The organism is Pseudomonas sp. GM21 (assembly GCF_000282215.1).
In the GTDB taxonomy this organism is placed as follows: domain Bacteria; phylum Pseudomonadota; class Gammaproteobacteria; order Pseudomonadales; family Pseudomonadaceae; genus Aquipseudomonas.
In genome coordinates this window covers 17,415-37,598 of record NZ_AKJS01000109.1, presented here as the reverse complement: position 1 = coordinate 37,598, position 20,184 = coordinate 17,415, and the positions used below count along the sequence as shown (strand labels likewise).

Here is a 20,184-nt window from a genome sequence, read left to right as displayed (position 1 = left end):
AACGGTCGCGGAATTGAGTTTGTCGCATTAAGGTCAAACCACCGGAAAATGAATCCGAAACGCCGCCCCGCCCATCGGCGAATCCCCCAGCGTCAGCTTCGCGCCGTAGCTCTCGATAATGTCCTTGACCACCGCCAGCCCAATCCCCTGCCCCGGATGCTGGGCATCCAGCCGCTCGCCCCTTTGCAGAATCCGAGCCCGCTGATCCGGCGGCACACCCGGCCCGTCGTCTTCAACGCACAACTCAACTCCGCTCGGTGTTTCACGCACGCTGATGCGCACTTCGCTCAGGCACAGCCGATAGGCGTTTTCCAGCAGGTTGCCCATCATTTCCAGCAAGGCGCCCTGCTCGATCGGTACGTAACACTGATCCGGCAGATCGAAGGCGACGCGCACGTGTTTATCGCGGTAGACCTTGTCGAGCGTGTCGCACAGGCTTTGCAGCACCGGTTGCAGTCGCACCTGATGGCGCACCAGCCCGCTTTTGCGCAGGCTGGCGCGTTGCAGTTGGTAGCTGATTTGTTGGCTCATGCGTTCAATCTGGGTTTGCAGCACCCAGGCCTGATCGCGGTCTTGCGGGCGCTGGGCCATGTTTTCGCTGACGCCTTGCAGCACGGTCAGCGGGGTTTTCAGGCTGTGGGCCAGGTCGTCGAGGGAGTCGCGATAGCGGCTGCGCTGTTCGCGCTCGCTGTGCAGCAAGCGGTTGAGGGAGCCGGTCAGGCGCAACAGTTCGCGCGGGTGTTGTTCGCTGAGGCTTTCCCGGGCGCCGCTTTCGATTTCGTCCAGTTCCTGACTGAGCCGGCGCAAGGCCTGCAAGCCCCAGGTCAGGCCGACCCACAGCAATGCGAGCAGCACCAACAGCGCCGCGCCGAAACCAAGGTAGAGGTTTTCGCGCAGGCCTTCGAGGGTGTTTTCATATTCGCGCACCGGTTGCAGGGCGACGATGCTGAACGCCGCGCTTTTGCCGCCGAGCAGTTTGACTTCGACGTCGTAGACGAAGAATTCCTGACCGTTGGCCTCGCGTATACGCGCGAACTCATTACCACGGCCATCGTAACGTGGCGTGTAATTAATCATCTCTGCCCCGGCGGCCTTCGAACGCCAGACCAGGTGACCTTCGCGGTCAAAGATGTAGCCGAGCAAACGACTGTCCGTCAGGTTGAAACGTTCATCCGGCAACTGCGCCGGCATTTGCAGGGTGTTGTTTTCCACGCGCGCGGCGGAGATCAGCGTGGTGACGTCCGAGGCCAGGCGTTGCTCGATCGAATCCTGCAACGCCAGACTGAACGCACCCTGCATCGCCGGCAGCAACCCCAGCATGAACAACACCGCCAACAGGGTGGCGGCGAGCATCAAGCGGACACGGAGCGAACGAATCAAGTGCAGTGCTCATTGAACAGGTAGCCGAGGCCACGCACGGTGTCGATCGGTTTGAAACCGGCCGGGCCTTCGAGTTTTCGGCGCAGACGGCCGACCAGTACTTCGATGACATTCGGATCACGCTCCTCGTCACCGGGGTAGAGCTGCTCCATCAGGCGGTCCTTGGCCACCACTTGCTGGTGATGACGCATGAGGTACTCGAGGATCCGGTACTCATACGCGGTCAGGGCCAGCGGTAGTTCATCGAGCGTGGCCTGCTTGCGGTTGAGGTCGAGCAGCAGTGGCCCGGCGACGATGGTCGACTGGGTGAAACCGCTGGAACGGCGCAGCAAGGCATTGAGCCGAGCGTCGAGCTCTTCGAACTGGAACGGCTTGACCACGTAATCGTCGGCGCCGGCGGCGAGGCCTTCGACCTTGTCCTGCCAGTTACCGCGCGCGGTGAGGATCAGGATCGGGAAGGTCTTGCCCCGCGCACGCAACTGCCGGATCAGGTCGAGCCCGCTCATGCCCGGCAAGCCGAGGTCGATCACCGCCAGGTCGTGGTTGAACTGCTCGGTCTGGTACAGCGCCTCTTCGGCGTTGGGCACGGCTTCGACCACATGGCCATTGTCCGTCAGGCGAGTTTTCAGGTGATGACGCAACAGCGCTTCATCTTCGACGACCAGCAGTTTCATAACGCTCTCCCGGGTAAAACGACCTTCTCGATGGCACAACGGCGCATCCAACGGTCAGGACAGATCATAGTGGCCCTTGAGGTCTTGCTGACCGAGTTTAAAGCCATTGTGCGTCACCGACACGCTGGCGTAACCGGCGGAGTAATCGGCCGGGTTGTTCAGATGGCTCAAATGCGCCTGCCAGGCACTTTCATTTACCACCGGGCTGAGCGTGCTGAAGCGGGTCAGGGCCAGCGACTTTTTGACCTTCTCGTTGGGTATTCCCAGCGCAAGGTGGGCGATGAGGTCATCGATGGCGAGCGCCGCGGTGCTCGCGCTCGCAACGGTGAAAGTCAGAAACAGCTTTTGAAAGCCAGACATTAGGGAATTTCCTCATGCGCAGGTGCTTTTGGGTACGAGCCACCTTACTCACCCGCCCCTGAACTGCCCCTGAACACAGCCTGAACCCAAGCTGAACAAGATCGACTAGGCTGTCTTGATGACTTTCTCGCAGGAGATCCGACCATGCGCATCTTTCTCGCCCTTTGTTTGCTGGTGATGAGCGGGCTGACTCAAGCCACCATCAAAACCCAGGAAATCCCCTATCAAAGTGTCGATGGCACAAAAATGATCGGCTATTACGCCTACGACGACGCCATCAAAGGCCAGCGACCCGGCGTCCTGGTGGTGCATGAATGGTGGGGGCTGAACGATTATGCCAAGCGTCGCGCCCGTGACCTCGCCGCTCTGGGCTACAGCGCGCTGGCCATCGACATGTACGGCAACGGCAAGAACACCGAACATCCGAAGGACGCCATGGGATTCATGGAGGAAGTGCTCAAAGACAGCTCGGCGGCGGCTGCACGCTTTCAGGCCGGGCTTGAAGTGTTGGAGCAACAACCGCAAACCGACCCGAATAAGATCGCGGCGATTGGCTACTGCTTCGGCGGCGCGGTGGTCCTGAACGCCGCACGTCAGGGTTTGCCACTGGCGGGCGTGGTGAGTTTCCATGGCTCGCTGGCAACCAAGACACCAGCAGCACCAGGCACTGTGAAGGCGAAAATTCTCGTGGAGCACGGGGCGATGGACAGTATGGTCAAGCCGGATGCCGTGGCGGCGTTCAAGGCTGAAATGGACAAGGCCGGCGCCGACTATAAGTTCGTCAGCCTTGAGGGTGCCAAGCATGGGTTCAGCAATCCGGATGCAGATCGGTTGGGCCATGGCGAGCATGGCGGGCCGGATATTGGTTACAACAAGGCTGCGGATGAACAGTCCTGGACGGATATGCAGGCGTTTCTCAAAAAGATTTTTAGTTGATCAGATCGACCGCAGCGCGGCCATCGCGAGCAGGCTCGCTCCCACCTGGATCTATGTAGCACCATAAATCCCTGTGGGAGCGAGCCTGCTCGCGATGGCCGCAGCTCGGTCTAACGTCAGGACTACCCAGCCTGAGCGCAACCCGGCAAAATGCCCGGCATGAATCCCGCCCCCGCCCTGCCAACCTGCTGCACCCCACTCGACGCCCACTGGCCGCTGCCGGTTGTGCTGCCCGATACGGTGCTGCTGAGTACCCGCTTCGACAGCGCGCAACTGGCCAGCGATGATTTCCAGCGCAGCGCCATCGAGCCGCCTGCGAGCATTCAGCGTTCCGTCGCCAAGCGTCAGGCCGAATTTCTCGCTGGCCGGGTGTGTGCTCGGGCCGCGTTGCAACAACTGGAAGGACTGAATTTTATCCCGGCCATCGGCGAAGACCGGGCGCCGGTGTGGCCTGCGCACGTCGCTGGCTCGATCACCCACAGCACCGGCCGGGCAGCGGCGATTGTCGCGAGAAAAACCGCTTGGCGCGGTTTGGGCATGGACCTGGAAAACCTGCTCAACCCTGAACGGGCCCAGCGTCTGGCGGGAGAAATTCTCACGCCACCGGAGTTACAGCGCATGGCGACCGGTCGCCGTGATGATCTGGCCATGCTGGTGACGTTGACGTTTTCAGTGAAAGAAAGTCTGTTCAAGGCGCTGTACCCGATCGTTCAGCGGCGCTTTTATTTTGAACACGCCGAGGTGCTGGAATGGAGCGAAACGGGTGAGGTGCGGTTGCGCTTGCTGACGGATTTGTCTGGTGAGTGGCGCAATGGCACCGAGCTGGAGGCGCAGTTTGGGCTGATGGATGGGCAGTTGTTGAGTCTGGTCAGCATTAAGGCCTGAAGATTTGCAGTGTTTGGGCTGGCCTCATCGCGAGCAGGCTCGCTCCCACATTGAATCTATGCAACGCCACAAATCCCTGTGGGAGCGAGCCTGCTCGCGATGAGGCCGGAACAGGCCCCGACAAACTCAGCGCTTCTCCTGATTGCGCGGCCAACTCAAGCTAAAGCAAGCCCCACCCAGGCTCTTGCTCTTGCTGATCAACGCCCGTCCGTCATGCCAATGGATGATTCGCCGCACGATGGACAACCCCAACCCATGTCCGCCTGACGCACGGGTACGGCTGTCATCCAGGCGCAGGAACGGCGTGAAAATTCGTTCCCAGGCCAACTCCGGCACACCCGGCCCGTCATCCTCGACGTCCACCCGGCAACGCTGCTGCCCCACCTGATAACTGACGGTCACCCGCGATTGAGCGTGACGCATGGCGTTGCTGACCAGGTTCTGAAGAGCCCGATGCAAGTAGCGCGGTTCGGCCTCGACCCAGGCGTCATCGCAATCAGCGGCCGACAAACACAAGCCGCGCTGCACCGTGACCTCGGCGCGCAATGGCGCCAGTTCTTCGATGACTTGATTGACCAGTGCGTCCAGATCGATCCGCTGGAAATTCAGTGCCGGCGAGCCCTGCTCCAGCCGCGCATAAGTCAGCATCTCGTCGACCAGTTTGTCGAGGTCCTCGATGTCGTGGTCCATACCCTCGCGGTATTTCTCCAGCTGCTGCGGCGTGGTGGCCGAGCCGATCATCTCCAGGCCGAAACGCAGGCGTGCCACAGGGGTGCGTAACTCGTGGGACACGGCGCGCACCAGTTCACGCTGGATCGCCAGCAATTGCTGCAAGTGTTCGGCCATGCCGTTGAACGCTGCGGCCAGTCGCCCCACCGAATCGGCGCCGCGCGCCGGTACACGGGTTTCCAGGCTGCCTTGGGCAATACGTGTGGCGGCCGCTTCGAGCCCGCGCAAACGGCGCTCCAGTTGCCGCACCAACAGGTAGACGATCAGACCGATCAGGCTTAACCCGAGCGCCGCGATCAACACCAGCCATTCCGGCGGATAAGGATTCATCTGGTACAGCGGGCCGATCTCCAGCACCCACGGCGTCCCGACCATGCCGGCAAACACCCGGATCGAGTCGCCGCCCTTGCCCAGCGCCATCACCGTGTCACCCTCGGACACCCGGCGGCTCTGGTCTTCGTCCATGTCCGCCTGCTCGACCTTGACCAGACGCAAGTCGAAACCAAAGCTTTTCTCTTCTTTCAACAATGCCAGCCGCTGGGGCTGTTCGGCCACCGGGTAGCGCACCAGTTCATCGACCAGTAGATAAATAGTGGCGCGGGCCAGTTGTTCGCTGATCTGCTGGACCTCACCCACCAGCACAAGCTGCTCCTTGTCGCTGACCAGTCGATAGACCTTCGCCGCGTGCGGGCCGGTCTGTTCAACCAGCGCCTGGCCGTGCAGGACGCGGGTACGCTGGGTGAGGTCGAGTTCGGTTTGAGCAAATGTGGTCAGCGCCAATGGAATCCCGAGCAAGCGCTCCCAGACCAGCAAGGCGCGATGGCGCTCGGTTTCGTTCATCGGATTGAGGTTGTCGGCCATCAACGCAAACGTACCGTGGGCCAGGCGCTCGCGGTATTGCTCGCCGCGTACCTCATTTAGCAAGTGCAACGCCAGCACGCCCAGCACCGCGACCAGAATCAGCGCCGCGCACATGCCGCCATAAATACGCAGGAAGATCGAATTCACAGCGACGGGTCTACGCTGGCTTCCGGTACAAAAAGATAACCTTTGCTGCGGATGGTTTTGATCAGCCGCGGGTGTTCCGGGTCATCGCCGATTTTCGGGCGGATGCGCGAGATGCGCACATCAATGGAGCGGTCCTGACCGTCATAACCGATGCCGCGCAACGCGGTGAAAATCTCTTCACGGGACAGGATGCGCCCGGCGTTGGCCACCAGCAGCCAGAGCAGGTCGAACTCGGCACTGGTCAGCTCGATGCCGTTGTCATGCAGCCAGGCTTCACGCAATGCGTTGTCCACCACCAGCGGACCAAACTGCAGGCGTCGCTGTTTTTCCGGGACGACCTCCGGTGCTTCGCTGCGGCGCAACAGGGCCTGGATACGCGCCAGCAACAGGCGCGGGCGCACCGGTTTGCACACGTAGTCGTCGGCACCGAGGTCCAGGCCGAGGATCTGGTCGGTGTCGTCGGTGCGGGCAGTGAGCATCAGGATCGAGCCGTCATACTGGTCGCGAACCTTGCGGCAAATGCTCAGCCCGTCTTCGCCGGGCAACATCAGGTCGAGGATCACCAGGTCCGGCTTCTCCTTGATGATGCGAGCCGCCGCCAGCGCCCCATTGCCCTCGATCGAGACGCACAGGCCATTGGCCTCCAGGTAGTCGCGGGTCAGTTCGGCCAGACGCTGGTCGTCCTCCACAATCAATACCTGCCAGGCTTCTTGCTCCACGGTGACCTCTGCTTGCCAATAACACTTATAAGGAAGGATCCGCCCGTCTTTTTGTAATGATTGGGGAGGATAAGAATGCGTAACGCTGGGGCGATTGTATAAACGCCGCCCGTCGAGAACACAAGCCGGCAAATGCGTTCGGACACGCCGGTTTTTTGTGATAGGGTTCGCGCCCTTAAAAATCCGGACGGCTGTTTTCAATCCCTGAAAATCGATGAAAAACGCCTCGGTCCCGCTAGGTCGCGGCCTGCACGCCGGTTCCACCTTTCACACACAATTTACACACAGGTTTATCCACAGGCAGTACGTTGCAACACCTCCAAAAACGCACTATCTTGTACCCCGGCGTCAAAAAAACCCTACATGTAGGGTTTTAGATTAAAAGCCCCACCACATTTCAGAGCAGAAACTCAAGCGCTTTATTGCCTGTTTCTGGTTGAACACAGCGTGATTTTACAAGACCAAACCGCACAGGCGGATGGCACCGTTTTTTCAGGCCCGAACAGCCAAAACGGTACGGGTGTTGCAGTCATTATTGCCACCCCGAAAGGAATCCGGTTTCGAGCCCAGGCTCGCAGCCCAAGACTTCGGCAAGGATGCGGCCTCATTAGCCTTTTCCTACTGTCCCGGAGTTGTTATGCCCGACGCCCGTCGGTTGTAGTGCTTTTGGACAGAACGGTGGGCACCGTGACGGTGCCCAAACAAACATAGAGAATGTGGAGATACTCCCCCATGCAAACCGACACAACTCGCGAGAACCCGCAGGGCACCTTGCCGCAGGCCGCTGATTCGACTTCGGATCTGTCCGCCACCGCGCCTGGTCAGCTGCGCGTGATCAAGCGAAACGGCACTGTCGTTCCTTACACCGACGACAAAATCACCGTCGCGATCACCAAAGCGTTTCTCGCAGTTGAGGGCGGCACCGCTGCCGCCTCGTCGCGAATCCATGACACCGTGGCCCGCCTGACCGAACAAGTCACCGCGACCTTCAAGCGTCGCATGCCATCGGGCGGCACCATCCACATCGAAGAAATCCAGGACCAGGTCGAACTGGCCCTGATGCGTGCCGGCGAGCAGAAAGTAGCCCGCGACTATGTGATCTACCGTGACGGTCGTTCGAAACAACGCGCCGCCCACGCACCGGCCGAAGAAGCCGTCAACGCTCACCCGTCGATCCGCATCACCCGCGCCGATGGCAGCCTGGCACCTCTGGACATGGGTCGCCTGAACACCATCGTCACCGAAGCGTGCGAAGGTCTGGAAGAAGTCGACGGCGACCTGATCCAGCGCGAAACCCTGAAGAACCTGTACGACGGTGTGGCCCTGACCGACGTCAACACCGCCCTGGTGATGACCGCCCGCACCCTGGTTGAGCGTGAGCCGAACTACTCGTTCGTGACCGCTCGCCTGCTGATGGACACCCTGCGTGCCGAAGGCCTGAGCTTCTTGAACGTTGCCGAAAGCGCGACTCACCACGAGATGGTCGACCTGTACGCCAAGGCCTTGCCTGCCTACATCGCCAAGGGTATCGAATTCGAATTGCTGAACCCGGTCCTGGCGACTTTTGACCTGGAAAAACTCGGCAAGGCGATCAACCACGAGCGCGATCAACAGTTCACGTACCTGGGCCTGCAAACCCTGTACGACCGTTACTTCATCCACAAGGACGGTATCCGCTTCGAACTGCCACAAATCTTCTTCATGCGCGTGGCCATGGGCCTGGCGATCGAAGAGAAGCAGAAAGAAGACCGCGCCATCGAGTTCTACAACCTGTTGTCGTCCTTCGACTACATGTCCTCGACGCCGACCCTGTTCAACGCCGGCACCCTGCGTCCACAGCTGTCGAGCTGCTACCTGACCACCGTGCCGGATGACCTGTCGGGCATCTACCACGCGATCCACGACAACGCCATGCTGTCGAAATTCGCCGGTGGCCTGGGCAACGACTGGACACCGGTTCGTGCACTGGGTTCGTACATCAAGGGCACCAACGGCAAATCCCAGGGCGTTGTACCGTTCCTCAAGGTAGTGAACGACACCGCCGTCGCCGTTAACCAGGGTGGCAAGCGCAAAGGCGCTGTGTGTGCCTACCTGGAAACCTGGCACATGGATATCGAAGAGTTCATCGAACTCCGCAAGAACACCGGTGATGACCGTCGTCGTACCCACGACATGAACACCGCCAACTGGATCCCTGACCTGTTCATGAAGCGTGTCTTCGATGACGGCAAGTGGACCCTGTTCTCGCCATCCGAAGTACCGGACCTGCACGACCTGACCGGCAAGGCCTTCGAAGAGCGTTACGAGTACTACGAAGCCCTGTCCGAGTACCCGGGCAAGATCAAGCTGTTCAAGACCATCCAGGCCAAAGACCTGTGGCGCAAAATGCTGTCCATGCTGTTTGAAACCGGCCACCCATGGCTGACCTTCAAAGACCCGTGCAACCTGCGCAGCCCGCAGCAGCACGTCGGCGTGGTTCACAGCTCGAACCTGTGCACCGAAATCACCTTGAACACCAACAAGGACGAGATCGCTGTTTGCAACTTGGGCTCGATCAACCTGCCGAACCACATCGTCAACGGCAAGCTGGACACCGCCAAGCTGGAACGCACCGTGAACACCGCCGTTCGCATGCTCGATAACGTGATCGACATCAACTATTACTCGGTGCCGCAAGCGAAGAACTCCAACTTCAAGCACCGTCCGGTCGGTCTGGGCATCATGGGCTTCCAGGACGCTTTGTACCTGCAGCACATTCCTTACGGTTCCGACGCGGCCGTCGAGTTCGCCGACAAGTCGATGGAAGCGGTCAGCTACTACGCGATCCAGGCCTCCTGCGACCTGGCCGACGAGCGTGGCGCCTACGAGACGTTCCAGGGTTCGCTGTGGTCCAAAGGCATTCTGCCGCTGGATTCGCAACAGATCCTGATCGAGCAGCGTGGCCAGAAGTACATCGACGTTGACCTGAACGAATCCCTGGACTGGGCACCGGTTCGCGCCCGTGTTCAGAAAGGCATTCGTAACTCCAACATCATGGCCATCGCACCGACCGCGACCATCGCCAACATCACTGGCGTCTCGCAGTCGATCGAACCGACCTACCAGAACCTCTACGTGAAATCGAACCTGTCGGGCGAATTCACCGTGATCAACCCGTACCTGGTTCGCGACCTGAAGGCTCGCGGTCTGTGGGACTCGGTCATGATCAACGACCTGAAGTACTACGACGGTTCGGTGCAGCAAATCGAGCGCATCCCGCAAGAACTCAAAGAGCTCTACGCGACTGCATTCGAAGTGGACACCAAGTGGATCGTTGACGCGGCAAGCCGTCGCCAGAAGTGGATCGACCAGGCTCAATCGCTGAACCTGTACATCGCTGGCGCATCGGGCAAGAAGCTGGACGTGACCTACCGCATGGCCTGGTACCGTGGTCTGAAAACCACTTACTACCTCCGTGCCCTGGCCGCGACCAGCACCGAGAAGTCGACCATCAACACCGGCAAGCTGAATGCTGTTTCCAGCGGCGGCAACCACGGTGAAGATTCGGTCCTGGCAGCACCTGCCGGCCCTGCTCCAGTGCCAAAGGCGTGCGCCATCGACGAGCCGGATTGCGAAGCTTGCCAATAAGCTGAGCCAGTAGGCGCCGCAAGGCGCTTACTCGAAACCCCCGATCAGTCCTCTGGATTGATCGGGGGTTTTCTTTTGCCTCAAGGAAAGCGTCGACTGTGCTGACGCTATCGCCGGCAAGCCGGTCTCGCTCTCACACAGTGTCAGTAGCTGTTGGTGCCCATCCGGCACGCAATCTCGAACGCCTGGCGAATCGCCCCGACATTCGCCTTGCCCTGCCCCGCGATATCAAACGCGGTGCCGTGCGCCGGGGTGGTAATCGGAATCGGCAAACCGCCCTGTACCGTCACCCCACGGGAGAACCCCATCAACTTGATCGCGATCTGCCCTTGGTCGTGATACATCGTCACCACCGCGTCAAAGGCACTGGCATCGCCCTGCACCTTGAGGAAAATCGTGTCCCCCGGGTACGGCCCTTCCGCCGCAATGCCCAACGCCTGGGCGGTTCCCACGGCGGGGCCGATGATGTCCAGTTCTTCGCGACCGAACGAGCCGTTGTCGCCGTTATGCGGGTTCAAGCCACACACGCCGATACGCGGTTTTTCCAGGCCATTGCGCTTGAGCGCGGTGTCGATCAGCTGAATGGCTTCCACCACCCGCGCTTGCGTGAGCATGCCCGGCACTTCAGACAGCGCGACGTGGGATGTCACGCGGGAAGTCCAAAGGTTGTCGAGTACGTTGAATTCGCAGAACGGCCCGTGGAAATCCAGTAACTCGGCGAACCAGTGCAGCTCATCGTTATGTGCCATGCCAGCCATGTGCAACGAGGTCTTGTTCAGCGGTCCGAACAGCACCGCATCCGTGATACCGGCCTCGGTCAGGCGCAAGGCTTTTTCCAGGGTGTCGAGGCTGTAGCGGCCGCCGATGATGCTGGCTTCGTTGCGCGCGAACTCGCCAATCGTGTCGCCGCGAAAGTCATAGAACAGCGGCGTGTCATCGACAAACGACAGCTGTTCCAGCGATTCCACGCGACGATAAGGAAACTCCGTCCCGGCGATGCGCATGCCACGGCGCATTTCCGCCTCATCGGCAATCAGGATGACATTGGCCTGACTGCGCACCTCGGGCTCGGCGAGCAGACGTGCGATCAGTTCCGGGCCGATGCCTGCGGGATCGCCCAGGACCATCGCGATGGTGGTTTTGTTCATGCTTCACTCCTCAAGGGTTCGGGCCTTGTCCGGTCAATGGCGCAGGGCTCGCAGCGATAGACTTGCTGCGCGTTGCTGTAGAAAAGCCGTTGCTGATCGGCACTGGGAAGATCGGCAACGATGGATTTGAAACCGCTGTAGATGTCGTCGAACGAGCCGCACAGGCTGTCCACGGGAAAGTTGCTGGCGAACATCGCCCGGTCGCTGCCAAACATGGCGATGACTTCGCGCACGATCCAGGCATTGTCTTTGGCCCGCCAGCGTTGACCTCCCTGCCCCAGGCCGGAAATCTTCACCCGCACGTTCGGCCACTGTGCCAGCCGCACCATCGCCAGGCGCCAACCTGCCAGGCCTTCGGCACTGCGGTCGTTGGGCAAACCTGTGTGGTTGAGAATCAGCGTGGTGCCGGGAAAGTCGCGGGCCAGGCGTTCGGCTTCGTGCAGGTTCCACCAGGGCGTCTGCAAATCGAAATGCAGGCCCAGGCCTTCGAGCGCGGCGTAACTGCGGCGCCAGTGTTCGTTGCTCATCAGGCTGCGGGTGTGCCCCACCTGCTCAGGTGTGGTCGGGCCACCGGGTTTGTGGCGCACGCTGCGCACACACTTGAAACTCGCTTGCTCGGTCAGCACCGCCATGGCGTCCGGGTGGTCGAGCCAGGCTTGGGCGACGATGGCGTTCGGCACGCCGTAGCGAGCGGCCAACCCCTCGATGAATCGGGTTTCGCCGATGGGGTCTTGCGGGTTCCATTCGGTCTCGACGTACACCGTTTGCACGACGTTATGGGAGCCGGTATCGGCGAAGTAATCATCGGGAAAATAGCGCCGTTTGATCGCGCTGTAATCACCGTAGCGGAACGGGATGTTGGCCTCGGGCGCGAGCCACGGATGGTCGTTGATCGAGGGGTCCCAGAAATGGTGATGGGCATCTACGATGGGGCCGTTCCACAACTCAGGCATGACGCACCTCATCCAGGCTGATAAACAATGTGGCCAACACGAAGACGGCCGAGCACGCCGCGAAGAAGCCCAGTACCGGCGCAAAGCCACCGGCCATTTGCACAATGATGCCCACCAGAATCGGCACCACAATGCCGCCGGTACTGCCGGCCATGTTCATCACGCCGCCGATCAAACCGACCCGCGCCGGTGCTGCCAGCAACGCCGGGAAGCTCCAGTAGAGGCTGCCCCACATCAGAAAAAACGCGGTCATGGCCAACAACGCCACGGCCGCAAAAGGATCGTTCAGGGTCGGCAGCAACAGGAATGCACCGAGCGCCACCACACCGGAAAACGCCAGCAGGCTCTTGACCGCCACACCCCGGCTTACGCCTTTACGGATCAGACCGTCGCAGAGAAAACCACCGGTCAACGAACCCAGTGCGCCGCAGATGAAAATCACGAACGTCGCCGCGCCAATGCCTTTGATGTCGAAGCCTCGTGCCTGCGCCAAATAACTCGGGCCCCAGGTCAGCAAACCGAAATAGACCATCGCCCAACTGGCGCGACCAATCAGCAAACCCGTCAGTGAACGGGCCGCAATCCCCAGCCCCTTGACCGGCGCACGCGCGGCTTCGGCAGCCGGCGTGGCACGCCCGGCGTTGATCTTTTCCAGCTCCTGGCTATTCACTTGCGGATGCGTGGCCGGGTCATCGCGCAGATAACGCCGCGCCACCCAGGCCAGCACCAATGTCGCGATGCCTGCGATCACGAACGCCAGACGCCACGAATCCAGCGAAGCGATCAGATACGCAATGATCAACCCGCCCAGTGCCACTCCCAAGGGGCTGCCACTGTCCATCAGCACCGCGCCGCGGCTGCGCTCGCTCGGTGCCAGCCACAGGGAAATCAGCTTGCCCCCCGAAGGAAACAGCGGCGCTTCGGCGGCGCCTAACGCCACCCTGGCAAACAACAATGACAAGCCGCCCGTGGCAAACGCCGCCAGTACCTGGAACGTGCCCCATAAACCGGTGGACCAACTGATCACCCGACGCGGACCAAAACGGTCGATCAACCAGCCGCCGGGAATCTGCAACAGCGCATACGCCCAGAAGAAGCTGCTGAGGATCAGCCCTTGCAGGCTCGGGGTCAGGGAAAACTCATGGGCGATGGTTGGCATCGCAATCGATAACGACACCCGATCGATCAGGTTGACCATGGTCAACGCAAAGACGATCGCGAAGATCCGCCAGCGCACGCTGCTGGCTTTGGCGGTACCGGTCAGCGGAGTTGCCGCTGCCGGTGATTGAACACCTGCGCCGGGCAGATGCAGGGAAGCACTGGGACGAGCCATGGTGCGTACCTCGGTTTATTATTTTTTTGTGGTGACAACATTGGTAAGCACTATCGAAGGCTCAGTGATAACCGTCTAATCAAAACTTGAAATCAGGCGATAGCCTTGAGTTATGGCATGCCCTGCTTTCAGGCAGCTTTCAATGGGTATCGCCTTTTCGACTTTTCTCGAAAAAGGCTCTGGCGCAAAGCCTTGGGCGATAAACGCCACGTTCAAGGACAAGTGCTATAACCCCAGGCTATCGGTGTATGTATTGTTTTGACTAGACGTGGGGCCGGAGGCTTCCCACACTCAGGGCAGGCTTGCAGCTTTCCCGCTCCGACAAGTCACTCATAACAAATACAAAAACGAGGCCATTCCATCATGCGAAATGCATTCGTCCGTCGCACCTCCCGTCTGTTTCTCGGCTGCACGCTGGTCGCCGCTGGCGCCCTTCCCGCTCTTGCCAATGCCGCCTGGCAGCCGGACAAGAATGTCGAAATCGTCGTCGCGGGTGGCCCCGGTGGCGGTACCGACCAACTCGGTCGCCTGATCCAGTCGATCATCACCACCCACAAGTTTCTCGATGTGAATACCATCGTCCTTAACAAGGGCGGCGGCAATGGCGCCGAAGCTTTTCTCGACCTGAAAATGAACAAGGGCGATCCGGAAAAACTGGTGATCGGCACCAACAACATCTACCTGTTGCCGCTGGTGTCCAAGCTCGGCTACCAATGGCAGGAACTGACACCCGTGGCCGCCGTGGCCGAAGATGACTTCATTCTCTGGAGCTACAAAGACGCCCCCTGGAAGGACGCCAAAGGCTTCTACGCAGCGGTCAAGGCTGACCCGTCGAACCTGCGCATGGGTGGCAGCCAGTCCAAGGATGTCGACCAGACCCTGACCCTGCTGTTGAACCAGACCAATGACAGCAAACTGGTGTACATCCCGTTCAAGAGCGGCAGTGAAGCCGCGACCCAACTGGCCGGCAAACACATCGCCGCCAACGTCAACAATCCCAGCGAAAGCATCAGCCAATGGCGTGGCGACCAGGTCGAGCCGCTCTGCGTCTTCAGTAAGGAGCGCATGAGCTACACCGAGAAGGTCGCCGGTGATAAATCCTGGGCGGACGTGCCGACCTGCCACGAACAAGGCCTGGGCATCGATCAGTACCGCTTCCCGCGCACCGTGTTCATGCCAGGCGATGTCACCGCCGAGCAGCGCGCGTTCTACGTCGAGCTGATGCGCAAAGTCACCGAGACGCCGGAGTTCAAGGCTTACGTCAAACAGAACGCGCTGGTGCCGACCTTCCTCGAAGGCGAGCCGCTGACCGCCTACATTGAGAAAGACACCGCCCGCGTAACGCCGGTGTTCAAAGAAGCCGGCTGGCTAAAAAACTGAGTTGCCTACGGCCGTCCGCACGCGCGCGGCCGTCACCTCTGGAGGTGTTTTGATGTCCCATTCTACGGATTCACCGGCACTGGTCGGCACCCGCTGGGTCGAACTCGGTCTGACACTCTTCACCACGCTGATCGGCGCGGTGGTGATGTTCGGCAGCGTCGAACAAGGTATCGGCTGGGGCGATTCCGGCCCCGAGCCGGGTTACTTCCCCTTTTATATTGGCCTGCTGTTAAGTGCCGCCAGTGTCGGCAACGGCGTATTGACCCTCGTGCGCTGGCAAGCCCTGAGCGTTTCCTTCGTCAGCCGCAGCGCCTTCAAACAGGTGATGTCGGTGTTCATCCCGATTGCGCTGTTTGTCGGCGCCATGCCCTTCACCGGTATCTACGTAGCCTCGGCCTGTTTCATCGCCTGGTTCATGTGGCGTGACAAGGCCCGCGTCAAACCCTACGGCAAGTGGATGATTGGTACGGTATCGCTTGGCGCCGTGCTCGCCAGCTACCTGATTTTCGCGCTGTGGTTCAAGGTCCCGCTGGATGCCGGCCCGATGGGCGACTGGATTGCCCTGGCCGGGAGAAATTTCAAATGAGCGAGTTCGATTCCCTGCTGCAAGGCATGAACCTGATCCTGACCCCGGGCCATATCGGCCTGATGGTGATCGGCGTGCTGCTGGGCATTCTGGTCGGCGTGCTGCCTGGCCTCGGCGCTCCCAATGGCGTGGCGTTGCTGCTGCCGCTGACGTTCACCATGTCGCCGGTGTCGGCGATCATTCTGCTGTCGTGCATGTATTGGGGCGCGCTGTTCGGCGGCTCGATCACCTCGATTCTGTTCAACATCCCCGGTGAGCCCTCATCGGTGGCGACGACGTTCGACGGCTACCCGATGGCGCGCGAAGGTCGCGCCGCCGAGGCGCTGACGGCCGCCTTCAGTTCGGCACTGATTGGCGCACTGGCCGGGGTACTGTTGCTGACGTTTCTGTCGACAAAAATTGCCGCGTTCGCCATGTCGTTCAGTTCGCCGGAGTTCTTCGCCGTGTACCTGTTGGCGTTCTGTACCTTCATCGGCATGAGCAAGAACCCACCGCTGAAAACCGTGGTGGCGATGATGATTGGCTTTGCCATGGCGGCGGTCGGCATGGACACGGTCTCGGGCAACCTGCGCCTGACCTTCGACCAGCCGATCTTGATGACCGGTATCAGCTTCGAAGTGGCGGTGATCGGCCTGTTCGGCATCGGCGAAATCCTCTGCACCGTCGAGGAAGGCCTGGTGTTTCGCGGCGAACATGCACGCATCACACCGATGGTGATCCTGCGCACCTGGGCCAAGTTGCCGCGTTACTGGTGGACGATTGTGCGCAGCACGCTGGTCGGTTGCTGGATGGGTATCACCCCCGGCGGCCCGACTGCGGCCTCGTTCATGAGCTACAGCCTGGCGCGGCGTTTCTCGAAGAACCGCGAGAACTTCGGCAAGGGTGAACTGGAAGGCGTGATCGCTCCGGAAACCGCCGACCACGCTGCCGGTACCAGCGCCTTGCTGCCGATGCTGACCCTGGGCATTCCCGGCTCGGCAACGGCGGCGGTGATGCTTGGCGGCCTGATGATCTGGGGTCTGCACCCTGGCCCGACGCTGTTCGTCGAGCAGCATGATTTTGTCTGGGGCCTGATCGCCAGCATGTACTTGGGCAACGTCGTCAGCCTGTTCGTGGTGTTGGCCACTGTGCCGCTGTTTGCCTCGATCCTGCGCATTCCGTTCTCGATCATTGCGCCGATCATCATCATGGTCTGCGCCATCGGTGCCTACTCGGTGCACAACTCGTTCTTCGACGTGGTGCTGATGCTGGGCTTCGGCGCGCTGGGTTATCTGTTCAAGAAACTCGGCTACCCGATTGCACCGCTGGTATTGGCGGCGGTGTTGGGCGACAAAGCTGAAGACGCGTTCCGGCAGTCGATGCTGTTCTCCGACGGCCATTTGGGGATCTTCTGGTCGAACCCGCTTGTGGGCAGCCTGACCACGGCGGCGCTGCTGATGTTGTTTTGGCCGCTGATTTCCAAGGCACTGGGAACCCTGATGGGCCTGCGTAAACCCCACGTCGGCAAAACCAAATCGGTGCTGTGACACGGCAATGCTGGCAACGCCTGACATTTGTTGTCAGGCTTGCCGCAGACTTTCTTGCGAGCCACGGCCCATGACCCGAATTCCTGCTGCCAATGTGATCCACAGTCGACTGCGTCTGCGCCAACTGCGGCTGATGCTGGCATTACAGGAATTCGGCTCGTTGCGCCGCGCCGCCGACCACATCGGCATGACCCAACCGGCGGCGACCAAAATGCTCCACGAAGCCGAGGACTTGCTCGGTGTCGAACTCTTCGAACGCCTGCCTCGAGGCATGCGCGCTACCCCGTTCGGGGAAACCGCCATTTACTACGCGCGCATGGTGTTCGCTGAACTCAGCGGCATGCGTGAAGAACTGGTGGCTCTGGAATCCGGCAACCTCGGCCGGGTCGCGGTCGGTGCGATTCCGGCACTGGCTTCGGGGCTGCTGACCCGCACCATCGCAACGTTGAAACAAAGCCATCCCCGGTTGTCCATGAGCATTCAGGTCGACACCAGCGACGTGTTGGTGCAAGCGCTGTTGCAAGATCAACTGGATATCGTGCTGGGGCGGATTCCGGTCGGTGCGCGGGCTGAAGAGTTGCTGTTTGACAGCCTCGGTGAAGAAGCCCTGTGCGTGATCGCCGGTGCGAAAAATCCACTGGCGCAGGAGAAGCAACTGAGCTGGGCGGAACTGCAGCATATGACCTGGGTTTTGCAACAACATCCAAGCCCGATGCGCGCCATCATCAATCAGGTGTTCCACAACGCGCGGGTCGACATCCCCAACAGCATCGTCGAAACCACCTCGATCATGACCCTGCTTTCACTGGTGCAGCAGACCGACATGCTCGGCGTCACCCCGGTGTCGGTGGTGGAAGACTATCCAGGGCGGGATTTGCTGGCCATCTTGCCGATCAAGTTCGAAGCGCGGCTGCCCCCCTATGGACTGATCACCCGGCGCCATCGCATTCAATCGTCGGCGATGCAGGCGTTCATGAATTCGGTGCGGGCAGAGCATGCGTTGGCCAAATAACCAGGTCCGGAGCACTGATTCCCGCACGTGATGGGGTAACGCGCCGACTACAGCCAGCGGGTGACATGGATTGCAATGACTTGGACAAAGGGCCAGTAACGACAGCCAGACAAATGCTGCTTACGCTGAGTGAAAGGGAATCACCCGCGTTGGGGGACATGGAATGCAAGAGATCACATGCCAAGGGAACGGACGTGTCTGCGGTATCAGTTGTATCGATCAAGGGCCAGGACGCTGGCAGGCCTCAAAACTGCTCAACTGCAACACGAGCTTGAGCTGGTTGGGCCAACAGATCTCGATTTGTCGAAAGTGCGATTTGAAGCGATCAACGCGCAGGCACTGAAAGCCTGGGAGCTTTGGCAAGATCCACACTTTGCATGGAATGAAGTGGTTGGATGGAAATCGAGTGAGCCTTTGGCTCTGGACCTGGCCATCTGGTTTGATGAACGACTGTGCGGACTGTGTTTCGCAAATCCCAACAACAGTCGGCAAAGAATCCGCATCGTGCGATTGGAGGGATTGCCCAGAGAGGCTCATCCTCTAAAAAAACGTATTGCACCGTTGGCCATTTTGGTCGTTGAACAGTACGCCAAAATTATTGGCAGCAAGTTCATCGAAGTACAGGAGCCGTTGAAAGGTGCAATTTCTATCTACCAACAATTCGGCTTTTACTTCGATGCAGAGCGTCGACTTGTCAAAGCCGTAGGGAGCCTAGTATCTTGAAAATTGTTCAATATGTAACCAATAACGGAGGGAAGATGGGTAAAGTAATTAAGAAATCCCCCACAAGAAAACGCTCATCCACACCTGAAAGAAAACAGGGTGCTGTAGTGCTGACAGCCAGTGAGCGCCGAATTCTGCAGCTAATTGCAACGGGCATCGAAGGCGAAGAACCTAGCCTGCTCGCCGGGAGTCCGTAAAGTCGGCGATAAAAAACCGCTCCAAGGAGCGGTTTGTCATTTCTTGACGAGTTTCACCCAAACAACCAATACCCCAACAACGCCAGCACCACCACCGCCAACACCGGCCGCATCACGCGGTAAGCCTTGGGATGACGACGCTTCCACTGTTTAACCACCCCACTGACCTTGTCGCTGGAGTTCTTGCTCAAGGCATACGCCCGATTAATCCCGCCGACGCGTTCATCATCAAGGTTTTGAGTGGCTGTGGCGCGACCCAGAAAACCGCTGATGCTGCGGTTGATGTGGGTCAAGACGCGGCTGCTCAATGGGCGTTCGATGTCACAAAACAGGATTACCCGGGTCTGTTCGGTTTCGTTCTTGACCCAGTGCACGTAGGTCTCATCGAACATTACGTCTTCACCATCGCGCCAGGCGTATACCTGCCCGTCAACAAAGATGCGGCAATCATCGGAGTTGGGGGTCGACAACCCCAAATGATAACGAAGTGAACCGCCAAACGGATCACGATGCGGATTGAGGTGGCTGCCACCCGGCAGTAACGCGAACATCGCCCCTTTGACATTGGGAATGCTGCTCACCAGCGCCACGGTTTTAGGGCATAGGGCTACTGCCGAAGGCAGCGGCTTGTCGTACCACTTGAGGTAAAAACGCTTCCAGCCTTTTTTGAAAAACGAACCGAAACCGGCGTCATTGTTCCTCTCGGCAGCGCGGATATATCCCTCGTCGAACAAGTGCATGGCTTCGTCGCGGATGACTTGCCAATTGTCCTTGAGCACGTCCAGCTCCGGAAACTTGCTGCGGTCCAGATAGGGTTTGGACGGCACCCCGGAGAACAGGTACATCAAGGCGTTATAGGGGGCGAACAATGCCGAGTGATTGACGAATTGCCGCAAAACCGGCAATCGCGCCTTGCCACGCAAATGGACAAAGAGTGTGCTGCCGAGAAACAGCAGCAACAACGACGCTTTCGCGGCAATGGTAAAGCTCATCTACGACTCCTTGAGA

General features: G+C 59.7%; 18 protein-coding genes. 9 read left to right on the top strand and 9 right to left on the bottom strand.

Annotated features, from left to right (window positions below):
* Nucleotides 1-33: 33 nt before the first annotated feature.
* Genes PMI22_RS11045 through PMI22_RS11055 form a run of 3 tightly spaced genes read right to left on the bottom strand, consistent with a single transcriptional unit; the run spans nucleotide 34 to nucleotide 2,414 of the window.
* Nucleotides 34-1,380, bottom strand: coding sequence for an ATP-binding protein (locus PMI22_RS11045; protein ID WP_007946816.1), 1,347 nt, complete (start codon nucleotides 1,378-1,380; stop codon nucleotides 34-36).
* The gene (locus PMI22_RS11050) at nucleotides 1,377-2,054 is read right to left on the bottom strand and encodes a response regulator transcription factor (protein WP_007946815.1); all 678 of its coding nucleotides are present in this window, start codon (nucleotides 2,052-2,054) and stop codon (nucleotides 1,377-1,379) included. Before PMI22_RS11050 ends, PMI22_RS11045 begins: the two co-directional genes overlap by 4 nt.
* A 54-nt stretch (nucleotides 2,055-2,108) precedes the next feature.
* Complete coding sequence (locus tag PMI22_RS11055) at nucleotides 2,109-2,414, bottom strand: hypothetical protein (protein WP_007946814.1); 306 nt, start codon at nucleotides 2,412-2,414, stop codon at nucleotides 2,109-2,111.
* Between the two features lie 144 nt (nucleotides 2,415-2,558).
* Between PMI22_RS11055 and PMI22_RS11060 the strand changes: the two genes are divergently transcribed.
* Nucleotides 2,559-3,350, top strand: a complete 792-nt coding sequence (locus PMI22_RS11060) for a dienelactone hydrolase family protein (protein ID WP_007946813.1) — start codon at nucleotides 2,559-2,561, stop codon at nucleotides 3,348-3,350.
* Nucleotides 3,351-3,509: 159 nt separating this feature from the next.
* Nucleotides 3,510-4,235, top strand: a complete 726-nt coding sequence (locus PMI22_RS11065; RefSeq protein WP_202949217.1) for a 4'-phosphopantetheinyl transferase family protein — start codon at nucleotides 3,510-3,512, stop codon at nucleotides 4,233-4,235.
* A 126-nt stretch (nucleotides 4,236-4,361) separates the two neighbouring features.
* Here PMI22_RS11065 and PMI22_RS11070 read toward each other — a convergent pair whose 3' ends face one another.
* Together PMI22_RS11070 and PMI22_RS11075 are read right to left on the bottom strand one after the other, a co-directional pair.
* Nucleotides 4,362-5,972, bottom strand: coding sequence for an ATP-binding protein (locus PMI22_RS11070; RefSeq protein ID WP_007946811.1), 1,611 nt, complete (start codon nucleotides 5,970-5,972; stop codon nucleotides 4,362-4,364).
* Nucleotides 5,969-6,691 (bottom strand): winged helix-turn-helix domain-containing protein, encoded by a 723-nt coding sequence (locus PMI22_RS11075; protein WP_007946810.1) that lies wholly within the window; start codon nucleotides 6,689-6,691, stop codon nucleotides 5,969-5,971. The genes PMI22_RS11070 and PMI22_RS11075 overlap by 4 nt, the downstream gene beginning before the upstream one ends.
* A gap of 732 nt (nucleotides 6,692-7,423) precedes the next feature.
* Here PMI22_RS11075 and PMI22_RS11080 point away from each other — a divergent pair.
* The gene (locus PMI22_RS11080) at nucleotides 7,424-10,318 is read left to right on the top strand and encodes a ribonucleoside-diphosphate reductase subunit alpha (RefSeq protein ID WP_007946809.1); all 2,895 of its coding nucleotides are present in this window, start codon (nucleotides 7,424-7,426) and stop codon (nucleotides 10,316-10,318) included.
* Nucleotides 10,319-10,461: 143 nt separating this feature from the next.
* On the opposite strand, the gene PMI22_RS11085 is transcribed toward PMI22_RS11080, so the two are convergent.
* Genes PMI22_RS11085 through PMI22_RS11095 form a run of 3 tightly spaced genes read right to left on the bottom strand, consistent with a single transcriptional unit; the run spans nucleotide 10,462 to nucleotide 13,752 of the window.
* On the bottom strand, nucleotides 10,462-11,466 hold the full coding sequence (locus PMI22_RS11085; protein ID WP_007946808.1) for a 4-hydroxythreonine-4-phosphate dehydrogenase PdxA: 1,005 nt from the start codon (nucleotides 11,464-11,466) through the stop codon (nucleotides 10,462-10,464).
* Entirely contained in the window at nucleotides 11,463-12,419 is a 957-nt protein-coding gene (locus PMI22_RS11090; RefSeq protein WP_007946806.1) for an amidohydrolase family protein, read from the bottom strand. The genes PMI22_RS11085 and PMI22_RS11090 overlap by 4 nt, the downstream gene beginning before the upstream one ends.
* Nucleotides 12,412-13,752, bottom strand: a complete 1,341-nt coding sequence (locus PMI22_RS11095) for an MFS transporter (RefSeq protein WP_007946805.1) — start codon at nucleotides 13,750-13,752, stop codon at nucleotides 12,412-12,414. Before PMI22_RS11095 ends, PMI22_RS11090 begins: the two co-directional genes overlap by 8 nt.
* A 363-nt stretch (nucleotides 13,753-14,115) precedes the next feature.
* Between PMI22_RS11095 and PMI22_RS11100 the strand changes: the two genes are divergently transcribed.
* The 6 genes from PMI22_RS11100 (at nucleotide 14,116) to PMI22_RS31405 (ending at nucleotide 19,176) form a co-directional block, all read left to right on the top strand.
* Entirely contained in the window at nucleotides 14,116-15,132 is a 1,017-nt protein-coding gene (locus PMI22_RS11100) for a Bug family tripartite tricarboxylate transporter substrate binding protein (protein WP_007946803.1), read from the top strand.
* A gap of 52 nt (nucleotides 15,133-15,184) precedes the next feature.
* On the top strand, nucleotides 15,185-15,718 hold the full coding sequence (locus tag PMI22_RS11105) for a tripartite tricarboxylate transporter TctB family protein (RefSeq protein ID WP_007946801.1): 534 nt from the start codon (nucleotides 15,185-15,187) through the stop codon (nucleotides 15,716-15,718).
* A complete protein-coding gene (locus tag PMI22_RS11110) occupies nucleotides 15,715-17,244 on the top strand; it encodes a tripartite tricarboxylate transporter permease (protein WP_007946800.1) in 1,530 nt (509 codons plus the stop codon). The genes PMI22_RS11105 and PMI22_RS11110 overlap by 4 nt, the downstream gene beginning before the upstream one ends.
* 70 nt (nucleotides 17,245-17,314) lie before the next feature.
* A complete protein-coding gene (locus PMI22_RS11115) occupies nucleotides 17,315-18,256 on the top strand; it encodes a LysR family transcriptional regulator (RefSeq protein ID WP_007946799.1) in 942 nt (313 codons plus the stop codon).
* Between the two features lie 177 nt (nucleotides 18,257-18,433).
* A complete protein-coding gene (locus PMI22_RS11120; RefSeq protein ID WP_007946798.1) occupies nucleotides 18,434-18,979 on the top strand; it encodes a hypothetical protein in 546 nt (181 codons plus the stop codon).
* Entirely contained in the window at nucleotides 18,976-19,176 is a 201-nt protein-coding gene (locus PMI22_RS31405) for a hypothetical protein (RefSeq protein ID WP_157214439.1), read from the top strand. The genes PMI22_RS11120 and PMI22_RS31405 overlap by 4 nt, the downstream gene beginning before the upstream one ends.
* A 53-nt stretch (nucleotides 19,177-19,229) precedes the next feature.
* On the opposite strand, the gene PMI22_RS11125 is transcribed toward PMI22_RS31405, so the two are convergent.
* Entirely contained in the window at nucleotides 19,230-20,168 is a 939-nt protein-coding gene (locus tag PMI22_RS11125; RefSeq protein WP_007946796.1) for an aspartyl/asparaginyl beta-hydroxylase domain-containing protein, read from the bottom strand.
* Between the last annotated feature and the right edge of the window lie 16 nt (nucleotides 20,169-20,184).

Coding starts and splice junctions, on each gene's coding strand:
- PMI22_RS11080 (WP_007946809.1), top strand. CDS start 7,424: ATGCAAACCGACACAACTCGCGAGAACCCGCAGGGCACCTTGCCGCAG.
- PMI22_RS11115 (WP_007946799.1), top strand. CDS start 17,315: ATGACCCGAATTCCTGCTGCCAATGTGATCCACAGTCGACTGCGTCTG.
- PMI22_RS11095 (WP_007946805.1), bottom strand. CDS start 13,752: ATGGCTCGTCCCAGTGCTTCCCTGCATCTGCCCGGCGCAGGTGTTCAA.
- PMI22_RS11060 (WP_007946813.1), top strand. CDS start 2,559: ATGCGCATCTTTCTCGCCCTTTGTTTGCTGGTGATGAGCGGGCTGACT.
- PMI22_RS11125 (WP_007946796.1), bottom strand. CDS start 20,168: ATGAGCTTTACCATTGCCGCGAAAGCGTCGTTGTTGCTGCTGTTTCTC.
- PMI22_RS11055 (WP_007946814.1), bottom strand. CDS start 2,414: ATGTCTGGCTTTCAAAAGCTGTTTCTGACTTTCACCGTTGCGAGCGCG.
- PMI22_RS11090 (WP_007946806.1), bottom strand. CDS start 12,419: ATGCCTGAGTTGTGGAACGGCCCCATCGTAGATGCCCATCACCATTTC.
- PMI22_RS11050 (WP_007946815.1), bottom strand. CDS start 2,054: ATGAAACTGCTGGTCGTCGAAGATGAAGCGCTGTTGCGTCATCACCTG.
- PMI22_RS11120 (WP_007946798.1), top strand. CDS start 18,434: ATGCCAAGGGAACGGACGTGTCTGCGGTATCAGTTGTATCGATCAAGG.
- PMI22_RS11100 (WP_007946803.1), top strand. CDS start 14,116: ATGCGAAATGCATTCGTCCGTCGCACCTCCCGTCTGTTTCTCGGCTGC.
- PMI22_RS11085 (WP_007946808.1), bottom strand. CDS start 11,466: ATGAACAAAACCACCATCGCGATGGTCCTGGGCGATCCCGCAGGCATC.
- PMI22_RS11105 (WP_007946801.1), top strand. CDS start 15,185: ATGTCCCATTCTACGGATTCACCGGCACTGGTCGGCACCCGCTGGGTC.
- PMI22_RS11065 (WP_202949217.1), top strand. CDS start 3,510: ATGAATCCCGCCCCCGCCCTGCCAACCTGCTGCACCCCACTCGACGCC.
- PMI22_RS11110 (WP_007946800.1), top strand. CDS start 15,715: ATGAGCGAGTTCGATTCCCTGCTGCAAGGCATGAACCTGATCCTGACC.